16 protein-coding genes are annotated in these 19200 nt (G+C 57.1%); 7 read left to right on the top strand and 9 right to left on the bottom strand.

The features are described 5' to 3' along the window. Window positions 1-37: 37 nt before the first annotated feature. The 5 genes from mce to pgi form a co-directional block, all read right to left on the bottom strand. A complete protein-coding gene (gene mce / locus HUO14_RS07950; RefSeq protein WP_176279312.1) occupies window positions 38-472 on the bottom strand; it encodes a methylmalonyl-CoA epimerase in 435 nt (144 codons plus the stop codon). Then, window positions 473-1417 (bottom strand): DUF808 domain-containing protein, encoded by a 945-nt coding sequence (locus HUO14_RS07945; protein ID WP_176279311.1) that lies wholly within the window; start codon window positions 1415-1417, stop codon window positions 473-475. It abuts the gene before it with no gap. A gap of 10 nt (window positions 1418-1427) precedes the next feature. Further along, window positions 1428-2954 carry an acyl-CoA carboxylase subunit beta gene (locus HUO14_RS07940; protein ID WP_176279310.1) on the bottom strand — a complete coding sequence of 509 codons (1527 nt, stop codon included), beginning with the start codon at window positions 2952-2954 and terminating at the stop codon, window positions 1428-1430. A 128-nt stretch (window positions 2955-3082) separates the two neighbouring features. Beyond that, window positions 3083-4432, bottom strand: coding sequence for a glutathione-disulfide reductase (gor, locus tag HUO14_RS07935; RefSeq protein ID WP_176279309.1), 1350 nt, complete (start codon window positions 4430-4432; stop codon window positions 3083-3085). Window positions 4433-4442: 10 nt separating this feature from the next. Further along, the gene (pgi, locus tag HUO14_RS07930) at window positions 4443-5948 is read right to left on the bottom strand and encodes a glucose-6-phosphate isomerase (protein WP_176279308.1); all 1506 of its coding nucleotides are present in this window, start codon (window positions 5946-5948) and stop codon (window positions 4443-4445) included. 152 nt (window positions 5949-6100) lie between these two features. Between pgi and lepB the strand changes: the two genes are divergently transcribed. From lepB to HUO14_RS07910, 4 genes are all read left to right on the top strand, one after another. Next, window positions 6101-6904 (top strand): signal peptidase I, encoded by an 804-nt coding sequence (gene lepB / locus HUO14_RS07925; RefSeq protein WP_176279307.1) that lies wholly within the window; start codon window positions 6101-6103, stop codon window positions 6902-6904. Then, window positions 6901-7569 (top strand): ribonuclease III, encoded by a 669-nt coding sequence (gene rnc, locus HUO14_RS07920; protein WP_246255360.1) that lies wholly within the window; start codon window positions 6901-6903, stop codon window positions 7567-7569. Before lepB ends, rnc begins: the two co-directional genes overlap by 4 nt. Next, the gene (era, locus tag HUO14_RS07915) at window positions 7566-8459 is read left to right on the top strand and encodes a GTPase Era (RefSeq protein WP_176279305.1); all 894 of its coding nucleotides are present in this window, start codon (window positions 7566-7568) and stop codon (window positions 8457-8459) included. The genes rnc and era overlap by 4 nt, the downstream gene beginning before the upstream one ends. A 172-nt stretch (window positions 8460-8631) precedes the next feature. Next, complete coding sequence (locus HUO14_RS07910) at window positions 8632-10104, top strand: sensor domain-containing diguanylate cyclase (protein WP_176279304.1); 1473 nt, start codon at window positions 8632-8634, stop codon at window positions 10102-10104. Window positions 10105-10195: 91 nt separating this feature from the next. On the opposite strand, the gene topA is transcribed toward HUO14_RS07910, so the two are convergent. The 3 genes from topA to plsY form a co-directional block, all read right to left on the bottom strand. Further along, window positions 10196-12802 (bottom strand): type I DNA topoisomerase, encoded by a 2607-nt coding sequence (gene topA / locus HUO14_RS07905; RefSeq protein WP_176279303.1) that lies wholly within the window; start codon window positions 12800-12802, stop codon window positions 10196-10198. A gap of 123 nt (window positions 12803-12925) precedes the next feature. Then, a complete protein-coding gene (gene dprA / locus HUO14_RS07900; RefSeq protein ID WP_176279302.1) occupies window positions 12926-14044 on the bottom strand; it encodes a DNA-processing protein DprA in 1119 nt (372 codons plus the stop codon). 5 nt (window positions 14045-14049) lie between these two features. Then, the gene (plsY, locus tag HUO14_RS07895) at window positions 14050-14625 is read right to left on the bottom strand and encodes a glycerol-3-phosphate 1-O-acyltransferase PlsY (RefSeq protein ID WP_425500479.1); all 576 of its coding nucleotides are present in this window, start codon (window positions 14623-14625) and stop codon (window positions 14050-14052) included. A 172-nt stretch (window positions 14626-14797) separates the two neighbouring features. On the opposite strand from plsY, the gene murI reads away from it, so the two are divergent. Together murI and hemA are read left to right on the top strand one after the other, a co-directional pair. Then, the gene (gene murI, locus HUO14_RS07890; RefSeq protein ID WP_176279301.1) at window positions 14798-15610 is read left to right on the top strand and encodes a glutamate racemase; all 813 of its coding nucleotides are present in this window, start codon (window positions 14798-14800) and stop codon (window positions 15608-15610) included. Between the two features lie 117 nt (window positions 15611-15727). Then, on the top strand, window positions 15728-16948 hold the full coding sequence (gene hemA / locus HUO14_RS07885) for a 5-aminolevulinate synthase (protein ID WP_176279300.1): 1221 nt from the start codon (window positions 15728-15730) through the stop codon (window positions 16946-16948). Here hemA and HUO14_RS07880 read toward each other — a convergent pair. Then, the gene (locus HUO14_RS07880) at window positions 16945-17928 is read right to left on the bottom strand and encodes a threonine ammonia-lyase (protein WP_246255359.1); all 984 of its coding nucleotides are present in this window, start codon (window positions 17926-17928) and stop codon (window positions 16945-16947) included. The two genes, hemA and HUO14_RS07880, sit on opposite strands and share 4 nt — an antisense overlap. 53 nt (window positions 17929-17981) lie before the next feature. Here HUO14_RS07880 and HUO14_RS07875 point away from each other — a divergent pair, with 53 nt between their 5' ends. After that, the gene (locus HUO14_RS07875; RefSeq protein ID WP_176279299.1) at window positions 17982-19199 is read left to right on the top strand and encodes a saccharopine dehydrogenase family protein; all 1218 of its coding nucleotides are present in this window, start codon (window positions 17982-17984) and stop codon (window positions 19197-19199) included. Window position 19200 lies beyond the last annotated feature (1 nt).

The raw sequence follows: 19200 nt of genomic DNA, 5'->3' as shown, positions 1-19200 counted from the left end.
GGGGTCCTGAAACAAGTTCAGGATGACGAATATTTGTTTAGTGCCCTTTTGGTGTTTCCATAATTTCGGTCAGCATTCCGCCCATATCCTTGGGATGCACAAAAAAGATCAACGTACCGTGCGCGCCGATCCGCGGTTCGCCGAGGACGCGCTTGCCCATCGCTTCGAATTCGGCCTTGGCGGCGTGGATATCGGGCACTTCAAAACAGATATGATGCTGGCCGCCGAGCGGGTTTTTCTCCAGCCATTTGCCGACCGCGCTGTCCGCTTGTGTCGGCTGCAGCAATTCGACCTGCGTGCCGGCGGTGCCGCCCTCGCCCGGTGTGTTGACGAAACAGACGCGCACTTTCTGCGAATCCAGCACGAACGGTTCGGTGATATCGGTGGCGCCCATGACATCGCGATAGAAAGCGATCGAGGCATCAAGATCGGGCGTTGCGACGCCGATATGGTTCATTCTTCCCAGTTTCATCTAATGTCCTTCTCCATGCGGAATGATCTTGTGCACCAGCGGCGCTATTCCGGCGCCAACGAGCACGCCGAGTATCCCCGACAGTAGCGCAAAGGCGATACCGCCGACCATCAGCTCGGCCGAAGCCGGGAACAGGCCAAGCAGCGGATGCGAGAGCCAATCGATCAGATGTTCCGGGCCGTGCCATCCCAGAGCCGCGACATTGTGGACCAGCAACCCGCCGCCGACCCAGGCCATGGCCAGCGTCCCGATGATCGATAGGGCCGCGAGCAGTTTCGGCATCAGCCGAACCAGGCCACAGCCAAAGGAACGCAACGCTCCTTCATTATTCTGAGCGATATGCAGACCGATATCGTCCATCTTCACGATCAGCGCGACCGAGCCATAGACGGCAACGGTAATCACGATGCCGATGATCGCCAATATGATCGCCTGCTCCCACCAGACCTGGTCGGTCAGCTCGGACAAGGCGATCGCCATGATCTCGCCCGACAGGATCAGGTCAGTCCGGATCGCGCCCGAGACCATCTCCTGCTCCCGCCCCGGCCCTTCGATGATCGCGGGCTGGTCATGTTTGGTGGACTCGTCGACATGGAAAATTTCCAGAACCTTCTCGGCGGCTTCATAACAGAGGAACAAACCGCCGAAAATGAGGATGATCGGTATCAAAAAGGGCGCAAATTGACCCAAAAGCACCGCTGCCGGTAGCAAAAAGACCAGCTTGTTCTTGAACGACCCCTTGGTAATTTTCCAGATCATCGGCAATTCGCGCGACGGATCGAAGCCGGTCACATAGGTCGGCGTAACCGCAGCATCGTCGATCACCACGCCAGCCGATTTGGTCCCGGCCCGCGCGGCGGCGGCACCGATATCATCAACCGAAGCGGCAGCGACCTTCGCAATGGCTGCGACGTCGTCGAGGAGGGCTACTAGTCCTGTTGGCATAAATTAACCCCTACAACGGAATATTGTCATGCTTCTTCCACGGGTTCTCGAGCTGCTTGTTGCGCAGCTTCCGTAACCCCAGAGCCACCCGGCGCCGCGTTGAATGGGGCATGATCACTTCGTCAATAAAGCCCTTTTGCGCCGCAATGAACGGGTTGGCAAAGCGCGCTTCATATTCCGCGGTACGCTCGGCAATCTCATCCGGCGTCTTGCCGCGGAAGATGATTTCGACCGCTCCTTTTGCACCCATCACAGCGATTTCGGCGGTGGGCCAGGCATAATTTAGATCGCCGCGCAGATGCTTGGACGCCATCACGTCATAAGCGCCGCCATAAGCCTTGCGGGTGATGATCGTGATCTTCGGCACGGTCGCCTCGGCATAGGCAAAGAGAAGCTTCGCGCCATGTTTGATGATGCCGTTATGCTCTTGTGAGGTGCCGGGCAGAAAGCCTGGAACGTCGACCAATGTCACGATCGGAATGTTGAACGCGTCGCAATAGCGGACAAAGCGCGCTGCCTTCTTGGATGCATTGATGTCGAGGCAACCCGCGAGCACCATGGGCTGATTGGCGACGACACCGACGGTGGCGCCTTCCATCCGGCCAAAGCCGCAGATGATATTGCCGGCATGGGACGGCTGGACTTCAAAGAAATCGCCCTCGTCGACCATCTTGCGGATGACTTCGTGCATGTCATAAGGCTGGTTGGCATTGTCCGGGATCAGCGTATCGAGGCTGTCCTCGAGCCGGTCCCACGGATCGGCGGTCGGCCGTTCGGGGACTTCCTCGCGGTTGGAAAGCGGCATGAAGTCGATGAAGTCGCGCGCCGCGAGCAATGCCTCGATATCATTTTCATAAGCGACATCGGCGACGCTGGTCTTGGTGGTGTGCGTGACCGCTCCGCCCAGTTCTTCCTGCGTCACGATCTCGTTGGTCACGGTCTTGACCACATCGGGCCCGGTGACGAACATGTAGCTGCTGTCCTTCACCATGAAGATGAAATCGGTCATTGCCGGGGAATAGACCGCGCCGCCCGCGCAAGGCCCCATGATCAGGCTAAGCTGCGGGATCACGCCACTGGCGAGCACATTTTTCTGGAACACGTCGGCATAGCCGCCGAGCGATGCCACGCCTTCCTGAATACGCGCGCCACCGCTGTCGTTGATGCCGATAACCGGCGCGCCGACTTTCATCGCATTGTCGAGCACCTTGCAGATCTTCTCGGCATGGCGTTCGGAAAGCGAGCCGCCGAACACCGTGAAGTCCTGGCTGAACACGAAGACCAGCCGGCCGTTGATCGTGCCCGAGCCGGTAACCACGCCGTCGCCGGCGATCCTGGTTTTTTCCATGCCGAAATCGACGCAATTATGTTCGACATACATGTCGATCTCTTCGAACGAATCTTCGTCGAGCAGGATTTCGATCCGCTCGCGCGCGGTCAGCTTGCCCTTGGCATGCTGGCTATCGATTCGCTTCTGCCCGCCGCCAAGCATGGCTTCGGCACGCTTGGCTTCCAATTGTGCGATAATGTCTGACATTAAACCCCCGGCTGTGAATCACTAGATGCAATATGCCCTAGTCAATGCACAGCCGGTTAGGCAATCGTCAATAGTAATTAATCGCGCGATTAAACCTTTTCTATAGTCCAAGAGGCCGTAGCGTCACCCTATTTGAACAGGACAAGTTCCTCCGCCATGCTGGGGTGCAGGGCCACGGTATCGTCAAAGGCCTGCTTCGTCAGTCCGGCTTTCACCGCGATCGCGGCGGCCTGCAAGATTTCCGGTGCGTCGGGACCGATCATGTGCAGTCCGAGAATTTTCTCGGTCGGATGCTCCACGATCATCTTGTAAAGGCTGCGCTCGGTCCGGTCGGCGAACACATTGCGCATCGCCCTGAAATCAGAGGAATAAACCTTGATATTGCCATATTTCTCGCGTGCTTCGCCTTCGGTCAGACCGACCGAAGCAATCGGCGGCTGAGAGAATACCGCCGAGGGAATATTGTCATAATCGACGGTGCGCGGATTGTCGCCGAACACGGTGTCGGCAAAGGCCTGCCCCTCGCGGATCGCGATCGGAGTCAATTGGACGCGGTCGGTGACGTCGCCCACGGCATAAATATTGTCGACGTTGGTCTGGCTATATTCATCGACGATGATCGCGTCGCTATCGTTGATCCTGACCCCCGCATTTTCCAGACCCAGTCCCTCGATCTTCGGTCGACGTCCGGTAGCAGCAAGCACCACATCGGCGCGGACCGGCTCATCGTGCCCGTCCATGTAAACGTCGAGAGCGCCATCCTCACGCTTTTCGATCTTGTCGAAGTGGCAGTTGAATTTGTAACTGATACCTTTGGCGAGCGAGATCTGTATCAACCGATCGCGGACGCTCTCGTCATAGCCGCGCAATATGATGTCCGAGCGATTGACAACCGTGACTTCACTGCCCAAGCCATTGAAAATACCTGCAAATTCATTCGCAATATAGCCACCACCGGAAATGATGACTGTCTCGGGCAGCTTCTCGAGATGAAACATCTCGTTCGACGTAGACATATGTTCACTGCCCGGAAATTCGGCGACAGCGGGCCATGCACCCACGGCGATCAATATATATTTTGCAGTAACCGTCCTGCCATCACCCAGCTTGATTTCATGCGGTCCGGTGAGTTCGGCGCGTTCGAGGATGACCTCGACATCGTGGTTTTTCAACGTTTCGGTATAGGCGTTGTTCAGCCTGTCAACGTCCTTGAGAATATGATCGCGCAGGGTCGGCCAATCGAACCTTGCATTTTCCCAGGTCCAGCCAAAATTCTTGCCATCTTCCAGTTCTTCGGAAAAATGGGAGCCGTAAACCAGCAGTTTCTTTGGCACACAGCCGCGGATGACACAGGTTCCACCAACCCGATATTCTTCGGCTACTGCTACTTTCGCACCATAAGACGCGGAAACCCGCGCAGCTCGCGTTCCTCCGGAACCTGCTCCGATAACGAACAGGTCATAATCATATTCAGCCATGTAATTTTCCTTATTGCCCGGGTCCGAAGGCCCGCTTTTTCAGTTCTTCGGTCGAAGCGTCCAATCGGTTACCATCGTCAGCGGCCAGTGCGTTGGCCATCTGCTTTCCGAGCTCCACGCCAAATTGATCGAACGGATTGATATTCAGCAAAACCGCGTTCACAAAAGTGCGATGCTCGTAAAATGCCAGCAGCGCACCCAGTGAACGTGCTTCCAAGTCTTCCAGTAAGATGGTGACCGATGGCCTGTCACCTGGATAATTTCGATGACTGTCATCGGATTTTTTACCCGCCATCAACGCCGCCCCCTGCGCGAAGCAGTTGAGTAGCAGGCCGTGATGGTGAGCAGGGCCCAACGAGTGCCCCGGCTCGACCACCGCCAGGAACTCGACAGGCACCAGATGGCTGCCCTGGTGGAGCAGCTGAAAGACGGCATGTTGCGCATCGGTGCCGATGCCGCCCCAGACGATCGGGCTCGACTGCAGTGCCAATGGTTCGCCATCCAGTGTCACGGATTTGCCGTTGCTCTCCATTTCAAGCTGCTGAAGATAGTCGGGCAGCAGGCCCAGGCGCTCGTCATAGGCAAAAACCGCCCGGGTTTCGCATCCGCGAACCTGTGCATAATATTGATCGGCGAAGGCGGCGAGAGCCGGAATATTCTTCGCCCAGGGAGTATCCCGAAAATGCTGGTCCATCGTGGCTGCACCGGCCAGCAAATCCTCGAAGGCTTCATATCCGAGAGCTAGCGCCAGACTGAAGCTGATCGAGGACCAGAGCGAATAGCGGCCGCCGACTGTCTCGGAAAACGGCAATATGCGCGTTTCATCGACGCCCCATTCCACTGCCTGTTCGGGCGCGGCCGTCAGAGCCACGACCTGTCCCAACGGATCAGCGACGCCGTCTTCGCGCATCCAGTCCAGCACCGCATGCGCGTTGAGCAGTGTCTCCGCGGTGGTGAATGTCTTCGACGCGACGACCAGCAGAGTCTTGGCGGCAGTGAAGCGCTCCAGCACCGGTTCTAGGGCCGCTCCATCGATATTGGAGACGACCGCAAGTTCATATTTTTCATCACCGAGCTTGAGCGCCTGGTGCAGCATTTTGGGACCGAGTGCCGATCCTCCGATGCCGAGATGGATGATCTGCGTAAAATCGCCCAACACACCGGTTTCGATTACTTCGATCAGACTTTTCATGCGCTGGTGCAGCATGGCGGCATTGTCGACGCTCGCCGGGTTTCCGGTTCCGCGCTCGGCGCTATGTTCCGCCGCCCTTCCCTCGCTTACATTGATAGGTTCGCCGCTCAGCAAGGCATTCACTCTACCCGCGAGGTCCAGTTCGTCGGCCAGTTTATCGAAAGCCTGGACAGCGGTTGCATCGAGATGGGTTTTTGAAAAATCAAAGTAGATCCCGGCCTGCTCCAATCCGAAATTGGCGACCCGGTCGGGATCTTCGTCGAACAGGCTGACGAGCGGTGTCTGGGGTAGCGCCTTGATGGTCTGCCACTGGTCTGAAGTCATGGAAACATCCGATCTCTGGGGTATGAATTGGGTTCACCGTTCAAGTCCCTCTGCCCTATCGGTCGAGTGGACCTGTCTCAAGGTGAAAATCGCGCCGAGCGGGCAAATGCAAGAATTCTTGACGCCGCCGCCAATGTCGGCAAAGGGGCGCCATGGCGCGAGATAAAGCAGAACGATCCGAAACGCGGGACTTTGTCGCGTTCCTTGTAAAACTTGCATTGTTCATCCTGATCTTGCGCAGTTTCATCATCTCGCCGTTCAACATTCCCTCGGAATCGATGCAGCCTCGGCTTGTCGTCGGCGATTATCTGCTGGTGGCGAAATGGCCTTATGGCTTTTCCAACTACAGCCTGCCGTTCGACATATCCCTGTTCCCTGGCCGGATTTTACCCAATCCGCCTAAACCCGGCGACGTTGTGGTGTTCAAGGCTCCACCAAACGCGCGCGATGACTATATCAAACGCGTAATCGCGCTCTCCGGCGATATCGTTCAGGTCACCAAGGGCGTGGTCTCGATCAACGGAACCGAGGTCAAGCGTACGCAGATCGAGGATTTCGAACATCCTGTTACCCCAAACAGCCCGTGTTACCGCGACGAATTTGAGTCACCGGGCGATAGCGGCTCGACGATCTGCCGCTATCCGCAATTTCAGGAAACCTTGCCCAACGGGATATCCTATCGGATTTTGGACATTTACGAAGATTCGGAAGGCGACACAACCGAGGCATTTGTGGTACCGGATGGTCATATGTTCCTGATGGGTGACAACCGCGACCGCAGTGCCGACAGCCGCTTTCCCGCTGTAGACGGCCATGCAATCGGCATGGTACCGCAAGAAAATCTTGTCGGTCGGGCTCTGGTCTCGATTTTCTCGACCGATGGTACGGCAGAATGGATCAAGCCGTGGACCTGGATCACGGCAGCGCGCTGGGAACGGATCGGAGAAACATTTTGAACCGCCCCGACTTTCTCGAATGGATAGCCGAGATCACCAACGAACCGCCGGTTTCACCTGAGCTTTATGTCCGAGCCGCAACTCATGGCAGCCACGGGCAGATGGACTATCAGCGGCTGGAATTTCTTGGAGACCGGATACTAGGCCTGGTCATCGCCGATCATCTCTACCACCAGTTCCCCGACGAACCGGAAGGGCAATTGTCGCAGCGCCTCAATGGCCTCGTTTCCGGCCCGGTATGCGGCGCCGTCGCCAAGCACATCGGCGTGGGCGATCATATCCTGCTCGGCAAGCAGGCGCGGGACGACGGTGCGCGGCAAAGCATAAAGGTTCTGGGCGACGTCATGGAATCGCTGATCGGGGCGGTCTATCTCGATCACGGCATGGAGGCCGCTCGCAGTTTCATCCTCCGCCATTGGGGTGGCCGGGTCTCTGCAACCGTCGCTGACGTCAGGCATCCGAAATCCGCTCTGCAGGAGTGGGCAGCCGCCAACAATCGCAAGGTTCCGGAATATGAACTGATCGACAAAAGCGGTCCGCATCACGATCTGAAATTCACCATCAAACTGAGCGTTCGCAATATCGGCGAGGTCACGGCCACCGCTTCTGCTATTCAGGCCGCCGAAACCGCGGCTGCAAAGAAATTTCTGGAAAAATTCACATGACACAAAAATGCGGCGTCGTAGCTTTGATTGGTGCGCCCAATGCCGGCAAATCGACCCTGATCAATGCGCTGGTCGGGCAGAAGGTGGCAATCACCAGTTCCAAACCGCAAACCACGCGGACGCGGCTGTTGGGCATCGCTCTCGAGGAAGATACCCAGCTTCTGCTGGTTGACACGCCCGGCATATTCGAACCGCACCGCCGACTTGACCGCGCCATGGTTTCTGCCGCCTGGGAAGGCGCCGAAGATGCCGATATTATCGTCATGCTGGTCGATGCACGGGCCGGTCTCGGCACCAAGGTGACCTCGATTGTCGAACGGATCAAGCACCGATCGGAAAAGACGATCCTGGTCATGAACAAGGTCGATATTGCTGCCAAAGACAAGATGCTCGGCCATGTCGTCAAGCTGCACGAACTGGCTGATTTCGACGAGACCTTCTTTGTCAGCGCCAAGACCGGTGACGGTTTGGAGGAACTCAGATCCTATCTGGTCAATGCAATGCCGGAAGGCCCCTGGCATTTCCCCGCGGACCAGGTGTCCGATGCCAGCGAGCGCATATTGGCCGCAGAGATCACCCGCGAACAGGTTTTCCGGCAACTGCACGCGGAACTGCCTTATGCGACCGCGATCGCGATGGAGCAATATAAGGAACGGCCCGACGGATCGCTCGAGGTGCACCAGCAAATCCTCGTCGAAAAGGCCAGCCAGAAAGCGATCATCCTTGGCAAGGGTGGTCACCAGATCAAGGAAATCGGGGCCAAGGCCCGAGCGGAATTGTCCGGGATATTGGGCAAACCGGTCCATCTCTATCTCCACGTCAAAGTCAGCGCGAACTGGGATGAGGACAGAAGCCTCTATCAGGATATGGGGCTGGACTGGGTCAAATAGGCCCGACTTCGCTAGCGCCGAACAGAGACAGCACCCGTCCCTGACTGCGATGCAGCGCTATCGTCTGGATCGTGCGTTGCGACGACATTTGTAAACAATTGCAATATTAGGGATAAATTAGCCTATTGCGACGATGGCCTGCAGCAGGAACGAATTGCGTTCGGCTTTGGGAATGAACTTGCAGCATCAGTCTTCAGATTTAACCGGTATTCGGCCTATCATCGTACGCGCGGCTTTCGTCGCGGCGGTGTTCTGCGTCAACTCGCTGATTGTGATCGCAGCGTCCAATTATACCGGCGGTTTTGCGGCCCTGTGGTCTGCCAACGCCAGCCTTGTTTTCATGATGATGATATTCCCCCGGAAGGAACATCTGTTTTATTGTACGAGTGTTTTGCTGGCGAGCACCGCGGTCAATTTGCAGGCAGGATTTCCGCTACAGACATCGATTGTCTTTTCGGCTTCAAACGTGCTGGAAGCGGTATTGGCATATCATATCATCTCGAAGCTGGGTTTGCCGAAAACGGGTCTTTACAATCCGACACAGCTGGTCAAATTTGTTGCAATTTCGGTGTTTGTCAGCTCGGTCTCGGCAACCACCGCCTCTCTCGGCAGCACCGGCGAACTGGGTAACAACTGGATATCCTGGTTTGGATCAGATCTGCTCGGCCTGCTGATTTTCCTGCCCTGCTTCAACATTCTGCACGCGACGCTGACGGGAATCGAACGATATACATGGCCGAAGAACAGGCATATCGAATTCGCAGGCGTACTCCTGCTGGTGTTTGCCGTGTCGGCAATGGCCCTTGTCCAGACCGTCGTTCCGCTACTGTTTCTTACAGCGATTCCCGTGTTCATCGCGGTATTCCGCTTTGGACCGCTTGGCGGTATGATGTCGACGTTGATCGTTGCCATTGTGGCTGAATTTCTGACCATCGCCGGGTTCGGTCCCATCGCGGGGCTCGATGCCAGTCACATCACCAAAATATTCGTGTTGCAGGCCTATATCGCCAGCCAACTCATGCTGGCACTGCCGGTAGCGTCGCTGTTGGCGGACGGTCAGCGCAAGGTAGAGAAGATAATCGAGACCGAAAAGCTGCTTCGGATCATGGCGGAAAAGGATCGGCAAAAAGCGGTGACGGCAAAGCTGCAGAAAGCGCGCCTGCTCGCTCTGGACGAGCTGACCGGGCTTTCCTCGAGACGACACATATTGGAAGAGAGTGAAAAGGCCTTCGAACTGGCCCGACCCCGAAATCGGCTGCTCTCGATTGCGATTTTCGACGTCGATAAATTCAAATCGGTCAACGATCGGTTCGGCCATGCCGCAGGCGACGACATCCTGCGGATGATTGGCAAAGTGGCAAAGCGCAATATCGGTAAAAACCAGCTGATCGGACGCATGGGCGGCGAAGAATTTCTAGTCGTGATGCCGGATATCTCCATCGCCGAAGCAGAAGCGCAGGTCGAGAAATTACGCCTCGCCATAATGAACGCTCGCTCGTCCGACCCGGGTATCGGCGTAACCATTAGCGCTGGACTCGCACAAAATTCCGGATGCCGCGACCTGAAGGAAATGTTGCTGCTGGCGGACAATGCGCTTTACGCAGCCAAAAACGGCGGCCGGAACCGCCTGGAGATCGCGGCCTAGTCACGGATCGACTGCAATCCGTCAGTCGAATATTGTCCCCGCATAGCAGAGGACTGGCCAGGCCCTGAACGAGCCTGGCCCATATTCAAACCTATTCCTTTTCAGCCTTTGCAGGAGCCTTCTTGGCCGCAGGCTTCTTTTTTGCTGCGGGCTTTTTCGCAACTGGCTTCTTGGCCGCCGGCTTCTTCTTCGGAGCCGCCTTTTTCTTGGGAGCGGCTTTCTTCGCGCGCTTCTTCGCGGGCCCCTTGGCAGCGCGATCATCGATCAGTTGAGCCGCCTCTTCCAAAGTAAGCTGATCCTTGTCGACCGTTTTGGGCAAGGACGCGTTGGTCGTGCCGTCGGTCACATAGGGACCAAAGCGGCCGTCCATCAGCTTGATCTCTTCCTCTGTGCGCGGATGCTTGCCCATGATCTTGAGCGGCTCCATCTTGCCGCGTCCTCGACCGCCGCCGTTCTTCGCAGCATCCGCCAGTTTGGCAACGGCTGCGTTCATGCCAATTTCAAATACTTCTACCGTATTCTCGAGCCGCGCCGATTTGCCATCGTGGCGCAGATAGGGACCGTAACGGCCGATTTGTGCAGTCACCGGCTCGCTGGTCTCCGGATGGATTCCTACTTCGCGGGGCAGTGACAGTAGCTTGACGGCCCATTCAAGGCCGAAATCTTCTGCTGGAATATCCTTGGGAATAGACGAGCGCTTGGCTTCCTTGCCCTCGCCTTTTTCGACATAGGGTCCGAAACGGCCCACCTTTTTGGTGATCTTTTCATCGCTGTCGGGATCGACACCCAGTTCCTGCGGTCCTTCGTCCTCGTCGGCATTGGCACCGCCGCCCTGCGCGAAACGCCGGGTGAACTTGCATTCGGGATAATTGGAACAGGCAACAAAGGCGCCAAAGCGGCCGCCACGCAGGGCCAGCTTGCCCTCGTTACAGCGGGGGCACAAACGGGGATCGCTGCCGTCTTCCTTTTCGGGGAAAAGATAATCGCCGAGGAACGTGTCCAGCTCGGCCGTCACTTCCGACGGCAACTTCTCCATTATCTCCACGGTCTTCGGCTTGAAATCATGCCAGAAGGCTTCGAGAATGGCCTGCCATTGCGCACGGCCGCCGCTGACTTCATCCAGTTCATCTTCGAGCGCGGACGTATAATCATAGGCTACATAGCGATCGAAAAATCGCTCGAGAAATCCGGTCAACAGCCGCCCGCTCTCCTCGGCGAAGAACCGGTTCTTCTCGATCCTGACATAGGCGCGGTCTTTCAGCGTCTTGATGATCGACGCGTAGGTTGATGGCCGACCGATGCCCAGTTCTTCCATTTTCTTGACCAGGCTGGCTTCGCTGTAGCGCGGCGGAGGCTGGGTAAAATGCTGGGACGCGTCGACGGATTTCTTCGCGGGACTGTCGCCCTTCGACATCGCTGGAAGCAAACCGCCATCTTCGTCCTTGTCGTCGTCCCGGCCTTCTTCATAAAGCGCCAGAAATCCAGGGAATTTCACGACCTGACCGTTCGCTCTCAGGCCGGTTTTCCCGGTGCCGTCGAGCATCTCTACGGTGGTCCGCTCGAGCCGGGCGGACGCCATCTGGCTGGCCATGGCCCGCTTCAGGATCAGGTCATAGAGTTTTGCGTGGTCGCCGCTGCCGACGGTTTTCTTGGTGAAGCTGGTCGGACGGATCGCTTCATGCGCTTCCTGAGCATTTTTGGCCTTTGACTTGTAGATTCGCGGGCTGTCCGGAACATAGCTGGCGTCATAGCGATCCGAGATCGCCTTGCGCGCTTCCGAAATAGCACTGCCGTCCATCTGCACACCATCGGTACGCATATAGGTAATCGCGCCATCTTCATAAAGCTGCTGGGCGATCCGCATGGTGTGACTGGCCGAATAGCCGAGTTTGCGGGCTGCTTCCTGCTGCAGGGTGGACGTCGTAAACGGCGGCGGCGGATTGCGGGTGAGCGGTTTCGTTTCGATCGTTTCAATCGTGAACAGACCATTTTCAACCGCGGCTTTGGCGAGCATGGCCTGATCTTCGTTGGCCAGATCCATCTTGCCGAGTTTCTTGCCGTCATGGATGGTCAGCCGGGCTTCAAAGGCTTGGCCGCCCTGCTCCATTTGTGCCGTGACAGACCAAAATTCCTGAGGTTTGAATATCTCGATTTCGCGTTCCCGTTCGACGATCAGCCGGAGCGACACGGACTGGACGCGGCCCGCGGATTTCGCGCCCGGCAGCTTGCGCCACAAGACCGGTGACAAGGTGAATCCGACAAGATAGTCGAGTGCACGGCGGGCACGATAGGCGTCGATCAGATCCTCATCGAGAGCCCGTGGACGGGTCATGGCCTCGGTCACCGCGGCCTTGGTAATCGCGTTGAAAGTCACCCGGTCGACCTTGTCCGGAAGCGCCTTCTTGATCCGGAGTACTTCCTGAACATGCCAGCTGATCGCTTCCCCTTCGCGGTCAGGGTCGGTCGCGAGGATCAGTCGCGTGGCTTTTTTCGATTCAGCAGTAATTTCTTTGAGCTGTTTGGCCTTGTCGGGATAGTTTTGCCAGGTCATGGAGAAGCCATCGTCCGGATCGACCGAACCATCCTTGGGAGGGAGATCGCGAATGTGGCCATAGGACGCCAATACCTTGAAATCCGATCCCAGATATTTTTCGATGGTTTTGGCTTTGGCGGGTGACTCGACAATAACTAGCTGCATATGTTCCGATTTTCTTTGTTCTCACGTATACGCGCGAGGCTGTGACAGGGATTGCCGCTAGGTCAAGGCCCTGATTGAAGTTTTTTGTCAATGGCGGTGAAAATTTGGCCGGTGACGCAGCGGTCATTCTGACCAGCTTACCCGAGCGCCTGCATGGCGGTCGAGCCGCCCGGCCAGCTCCAGTTCAAGCAGCGCAAACTGCACGGAGGCGGGGGACAGGCCGGATTGCCGGACCAATTCGTCGACAGTGACCGGTGTGGTGCTGAGCAAGTTCAGGAGTGGCGCGCGATCGAGATCACTCACCTCCAAATCAGATGCCTCCTCCACAATCGAGATTTTACAACTGGCTCCCTCTCCTGTGTTCTTCGCCGCCGATTCCGCCCTATCATCAAAATGCCGGACCAGCTCGAGGATATCATCGGCAGACTGAACCAGCGTCGCCCCGTCGCGGATCAGCATGTTGCACCCCCTTGAACGCGGGTCGAGCGGCGAACCCGGAATGGCCATGACTTGCCGACCGGCTTCGGCTGCCAGCCTTGCCGTTATAAGCGAACCCGAACGCGGCGCTGCTTCAATGACTACGGTTCCCCTTGCCAAGCCGGCAATGATGCGGTTGCGATAGGGAAAATGTCTGGCGCGGGGTTCTGTTCCAGGAGGCTGTTCCGCCAGCAACAGACCGCTCTTGGCGATCTCGCGCTGGAGCTGTTCATTCTCAGGCGGATAGAAAACATCCGGCCCGCCCGCAATCACCGCGATTGTGGCTTTCCCCAGCGAACCCTGGTGAGCAGCCGTATCGATGCCTTTCGCCAGCCCCGAAACGATCGAGACACCGGCTTCGACCAAGCTGTTGGCCAGATCCCGAGCGAACCGGCAGGCCGCCGCCGATGCATTTCGCGCGCCGACGATTGCGACTATCGGCTGCTCAAGCAGCTCCATTCGACCTTGCCAGACCAGGGCCGGTGGCGGATTGCTCAGCTCTGCCAGCAAGGGCGGGTAGCCGGGATCATCGAGAAAGAGAAATCGGGCGCCAAGTTTGTGAACCGCGGCAACCTCTGCGTCGATCTGCTTTCGGTCGGCAATGCGTGGCATCCGCCCGCCACCCCGTTTCGCCATATCGGGTATGGCCTCCAACGCGTGCGCGGCAGAGCCAAATCTTCTGATCATTTGTTGATAGGTAACGGGTCCGATATTCTCGGACCGGATAAGCCGAAGCCGGTCAAACGCTTCCTGGCTTTTCCCCATTCATCTCAGACCTTTTTGGATGCTCCGACTTTCGGTTCCTCGCCGGCGATCAACCGCTCGATATTGGAGCGATGCTTCCACAGGACCAGCAGCGCCAGGCCGATAAACATGGGCATCATGGCATATTCTCCCAACAGGAAAGCCGCTATCGGCACAGATATCGCCGCAAGCATGCCTCCAACGGAAGAGTAGCGCCAAAGGGCGAGCGAACCAAGCCAGGTGACCGCAAATATCAACCCTGCGGTGGGAATCAGGGCAGCGACAACGCCCAGCAGTGTTGCGACGCCTTTACCCCCATTGAACCGGAGCCATATGGGGTAAAGATGGCCAAGAAAGGCTCCCAGTCCGGCCAAGACGCCCAATCCGTCGGAGACCTGCAGAGCGAGAAAGACCGCCGCATATCCCTTGCCGATATCGAGTAGCAGGGTAAGGGCGGCAAGACCCTTGTTGCCGGAGCGCAATACGTTGGTGGCGCCGATATTGCCGGACCCGGTCTTGCGCAAATCACCGCCACCCGTCGCGCGGATGAGCAACAGGCCAAACGGAATCGACCCCAGCAGATAGCCGAACAATAACGCCAATAATGGTTCTATCCACATAGACTGCACTGTAATTACCCCTTGTCGGGTTCGCGCTATATTCACTGTTGATTTTCGGCAAGTAATAGATGGTAAAAAACGGTTAAGGCCAAACGCTTGTCAGACGAACCGAAGCGGTTGCCGTTGCCACGCAATATTGGCTATGGGCAAAAGCATGATCAAACCATCTCATGCTGAATGCCCGCCCCTGCTGTTTTTCGACTCCGGCATCGGCGGGCTTTCGGTTTTGCGCGAAACTATAGATCTTCTGCCGCATGCGCCGATCGTCTATGCTGCAGATTATGCAGGACTGCCTTACGGGATGAAGTCCGAAGCGGAATTGGCGGCCCGGGTTCCCGCTCTGCTCGGTCGGCTGGTGGAGCGTTACAAGCCGATATTGGTAACCATCGCCTGCAATACCGCGTCGACCATCGCCCTCGATCATGTGCGGTCGGCTTTGAATATCCCGGTGGTCGGGACGGTGCCGGCGGTAAAGCCGGCCAGCATGATGACCAAAACCGGAGTGATCGGCTTGCTTGGAACCCGCGCAACCATCCGGCAGCCCTATGTCGACAGGCTTGCCGCCGATTTTGCCTCGGACAAGATATTGCTGCGTCATGCCGCGCCCGATCTCGTCTATGCCGCAGAAGCAAAATTGCGCGGCGAAACACCGGATCAGCGGATTATCGAAGCGGCGATGGCAGGATTGATAGATCAGGCGGAGGGCGAGCAAATCGACACTATCATTCTGGCCTGCACCCATTTTCCGCTGTTGCGCAATGAATTGTCTTCGGCCGCGCAACGGCCGATCGAGTTTATCGACGGCGCGCAAGGCATCGCGCGGCGGATCGCCCATCTGACCAGCGAAAAAACCTGGCCGAGCAAGAAGCGGGACGGCATTTTTGTCACCACCGGAGATATTGTCGATATCGAACCCTATCGATCGGCGATCGCCGAATATGGAATAACAGAGTTCGAAACGCTCTAAGCCTATGGCGAACAACTCTTATTGCGAATGGTTTGCGCTGGAAATTCTGGGCAAAGGCGGCTAAGGGCCTTCTCACGACGACCGCAAGAACAGATTTGAAGCAGGATTTTGTAAACAGTGGACTACGATAAAATTTTTTCGCAAGCGATCGACCGGCTGCATGCCGAAGGACGCTATCGGGTTTTCATCGACATATTGCGGAACAAGGGTTCGTTCCCGAATGCCCGCTGCTTCGCGCATCATAATGGACCGCAACCGGTTACCGTATGGTGCTCGAATGATTATCTCGCAATGGGCCAACATCCCGACGTCATCGCCGCTATGGAAGAAGCGTTGCACGATGTTGGCGCCGGTTCCGGCGGCACTCGCAATATCGGCGGCAATACCCATTATCACATCCAGCTCGAGCGGGAATTGGCCGACTGGCACAGCAAATCCGGTGCTCTGCTGTTCACCTCCGGCTATGTGTCTAACGAGGCAACCCTTTCCACGCTCACCAAAATCCTGCCGGGATGCATCATTTTTTCCGACGAACTGAACCATGCCTCGATGATTGCGGGAATCAAGAACAGCGGCTGCGAAAAGCGGGTTTTCCGGCACAATGACCTTGAGCATCTCGAAGAATTGCTGGCCGCCGAAGATCCCGAAGTTCCCAAACTGATCGCCTTTGAAAGCATCTATTCGATGGACGGCGATGTCGCTCCGTTGCACGCAATCTGCGATCTGGCCGACAAATATAATGCCCTTACCTACTGCGACGAAGTCCACGCTGTTGGCATGTACGGCAAGCGCGGCGGCGGGATTTCCGAACGCGACAAGGCCGCCGAGCGTATCACTGTTATCGAGGGCACGCTGGCCAAGGCCGTCGGCGTCATGGGCGGCTATATTACGGCCGACCAGAAAATCGTCGACGTGATCCGCTCTTATGCACCCGGCTTCATTTTCACGACCAGCCTGTCACCGGTATTGGTCGCTGGCGCATTGGCCAGTATCCGCCACCTCAAGCAATCCAGCGCAGAGCGCGATGGCCAGCAGGCCTCGGCGCAGCGGCTCAAGGATTTGTTTCTCGAATCCGGCCTGCCGTTGATGGATTCATCGACCCATATTGTGCCGCTTCTGGTGGGTGATCCGATCAAGGCCAAGAAAATCAGCGATATATTGCTAGCTGAATATGGCGTCTATGTGCAGCCGATCAACTATCCGACAGTGCCACGCGGCACCGAACGGCTGCGGTTCACACCCGGTCCGGCGCATACCGAAGCGATGATGAAGGATCTGGCGCATGCGCTAGTCGAAATCTGGGGCCGGATGGATCTGGAACTGGCCATCGCCGCCTAATTTTCGGCGATAATATTCGCAAACAGCTGACGATCGACATTGCCGCCGGATAGCGTGATCGCGGTGCGATCCGTCAGCGCCACCTTGCCCGCCAATATCGCCGCCAGCGCAACCGCACCGCCCGGTTCGACAACCAGATGCAATTTCTCGAACGCGACGCGCATCGCGTGATGCACCGCGTCACGGGAAACCGAAAGCCCCAGGGCATTGCGATCTCGTAATATATCAAACGTAATCTGTGCGACTTGCATCGTCTGCAACGCGTCGCATTCGGTTGCAGGGGGGTTCTTGTCGACCGGCACAATGGTGCCGAGTTCGAGCGACCTTTTCATATCGTCCCAGCCTTCCGGTTCGACCACGATCATGCGTGCATCGGGATTGGCGAGAGCGGTCCCGCTGGCCAGTCCACCGCCGCCGCAGCAGACGATGATCTGGTCGGGAACGGACCCGACCTGTGCCAGCATCTGCTCGCGTATTTCCAGGCCGCAACTGCCCTGTCCTTCGACGATCCAGGGATCGTCAAAGCTGGGGACCACAACCGCTCCGGTCTTTTCCGCAAAATCAGCCGCAAGCTTTTCGCGCGAACCGCTCATCCGGTCATAGGTGATGATGTCGGCACCCAATGCGCTGGTATTCTCCAGTTTGGCCTGAGGAGCGTCCTCAGGCATGATGATGGTCGCGTGCACGCCCAGCTTGCGCGCGGCCCAGGCAACGCCTTGCGCATGATTGCCGCTCGAGAATGCGACCACACCCCTTGATCTTTGTTCATCGGTCAGATCGGTCAGACGGTGCCAGCCCCCGCGGATTTTGAATGCACCTATAGGCTGCAGACATTCGGCCTTGCACCAGATGGTTTTACCGTCGACGTCCAGTGGCAACAGCGGCGTAGCGGGCAGAATAGCAGCAATTTTTTCTGCCGCTCTCTCGACCCCCGCCAGAGAAGGTTGCCGGTCCGGGCTCATCAGGTATTGCTCTGTCATGGTCTCTTCCTATATGCGGGTTTCTTATTTCTCCAGCATTTAGAGTGGAATTCATGGGCAAAATTTTGGTGATCGGCGCAGGCGGCGTCAGTTCAGTTGCGGTGCACAAGATGGCACAACTGATCGCGGCGGGTAGCGGGCCCTTTTCGGAGATTATATTGGCCAGCCGGACCTTGTCAAAATGCGACGCGATCGCCGAGTCGGTCAGGCAGCGCACGGGCGTGGCCATTTCCACCGCGCAGATCGACGCCGACGACGTGCCGGCGCTGACCGCGCTGATAGAGCGGGAAAAGCCGGTTCTGGTGGTCAATCTGGCGCTCCCCTATCAGGACCTGCCGATCATGGATGCGTGCCTGGCGACCGGCACCGATTATCTCGACACCGCCAATTACGAACCGCGCGACGAGGCCAAGTTCGAGTATAAGTGGCAGTGGGATTATCAGGACCGGTTCAAGGATGCCGGGATCATGGCGCTGCTCGGCTCCGGCTTTGACCCTGGCGTCACCAGCGTGTTCACCTGCTGGCTGAAGAAACATCATTTCGACCGGATCGACACGCTCGATATTCTCGACTGCAACGGCGGCGATCACGGCCAGCATTTCGCGACCAATTTCAATCCCGAGATCAATATCCGGGAAGTCACCGCCAACTCACGGCACTGGGAAAATGGCGAATGGGTCGAAGGTCCGCCGCTGACCCACAAGCAGACATTCGACTTTGAAGCGGTCGGCCCGAAGAACATGTACCAGATGTATCACGAAGAAATCGAATCGCTGAAAACCCACTTGCCGGAGATCCAGCGGATTCGCTTCTGGATGACCTTTGGCGACGCCTATCTGACCCATCTCGAAGTGCTGCAGAATGTCGGGATGACGCGGATTGACCCGGTGATGTACGAGGGGCGCGAGATCATTCCACTGCAGTTTCTGAAAGCCGTATTGCCCGAACCGGCGAGCCTGGGCGAAACGACCAAGGGCAATACCAATATCGGCGTGATCGCGACCGGCGTGAAAGACGGCGTTCAGAAGACGCTCTACGTCAAGAATATCTGCAGCCATGAAGCGGCTTTCGAGGAAACCGGAAATCAGGGCGTCAGCTATACCACCGGCGTTCCGGCGATGATTGGCGCAGCGATGATGGTATCGGGTGAGTGGCGCGGCCAAGGCGTTTTCAACATGGAAGAGTTTGATCCGGACCCGTTCATGGCAATGCTGAACGAGCACGGCTTGCCATGGACACTGGAAGAATTGGAAGGACCTTTGCCCTTTTGAT

Source organism: Parasphingorhabdus flavimaris, from assembly GCF_013371215.1.
GTDB lineage: Bacteria > Pseudomonadota > Alphaproteobacteria > Sphingomonadales > Sphingomonadaceae > Parasphingorhabdus > Parasphingorhabdus flavimaris.
This window is presented reverse-complemented; position numbering and strand designations above follow the sequence as displayed.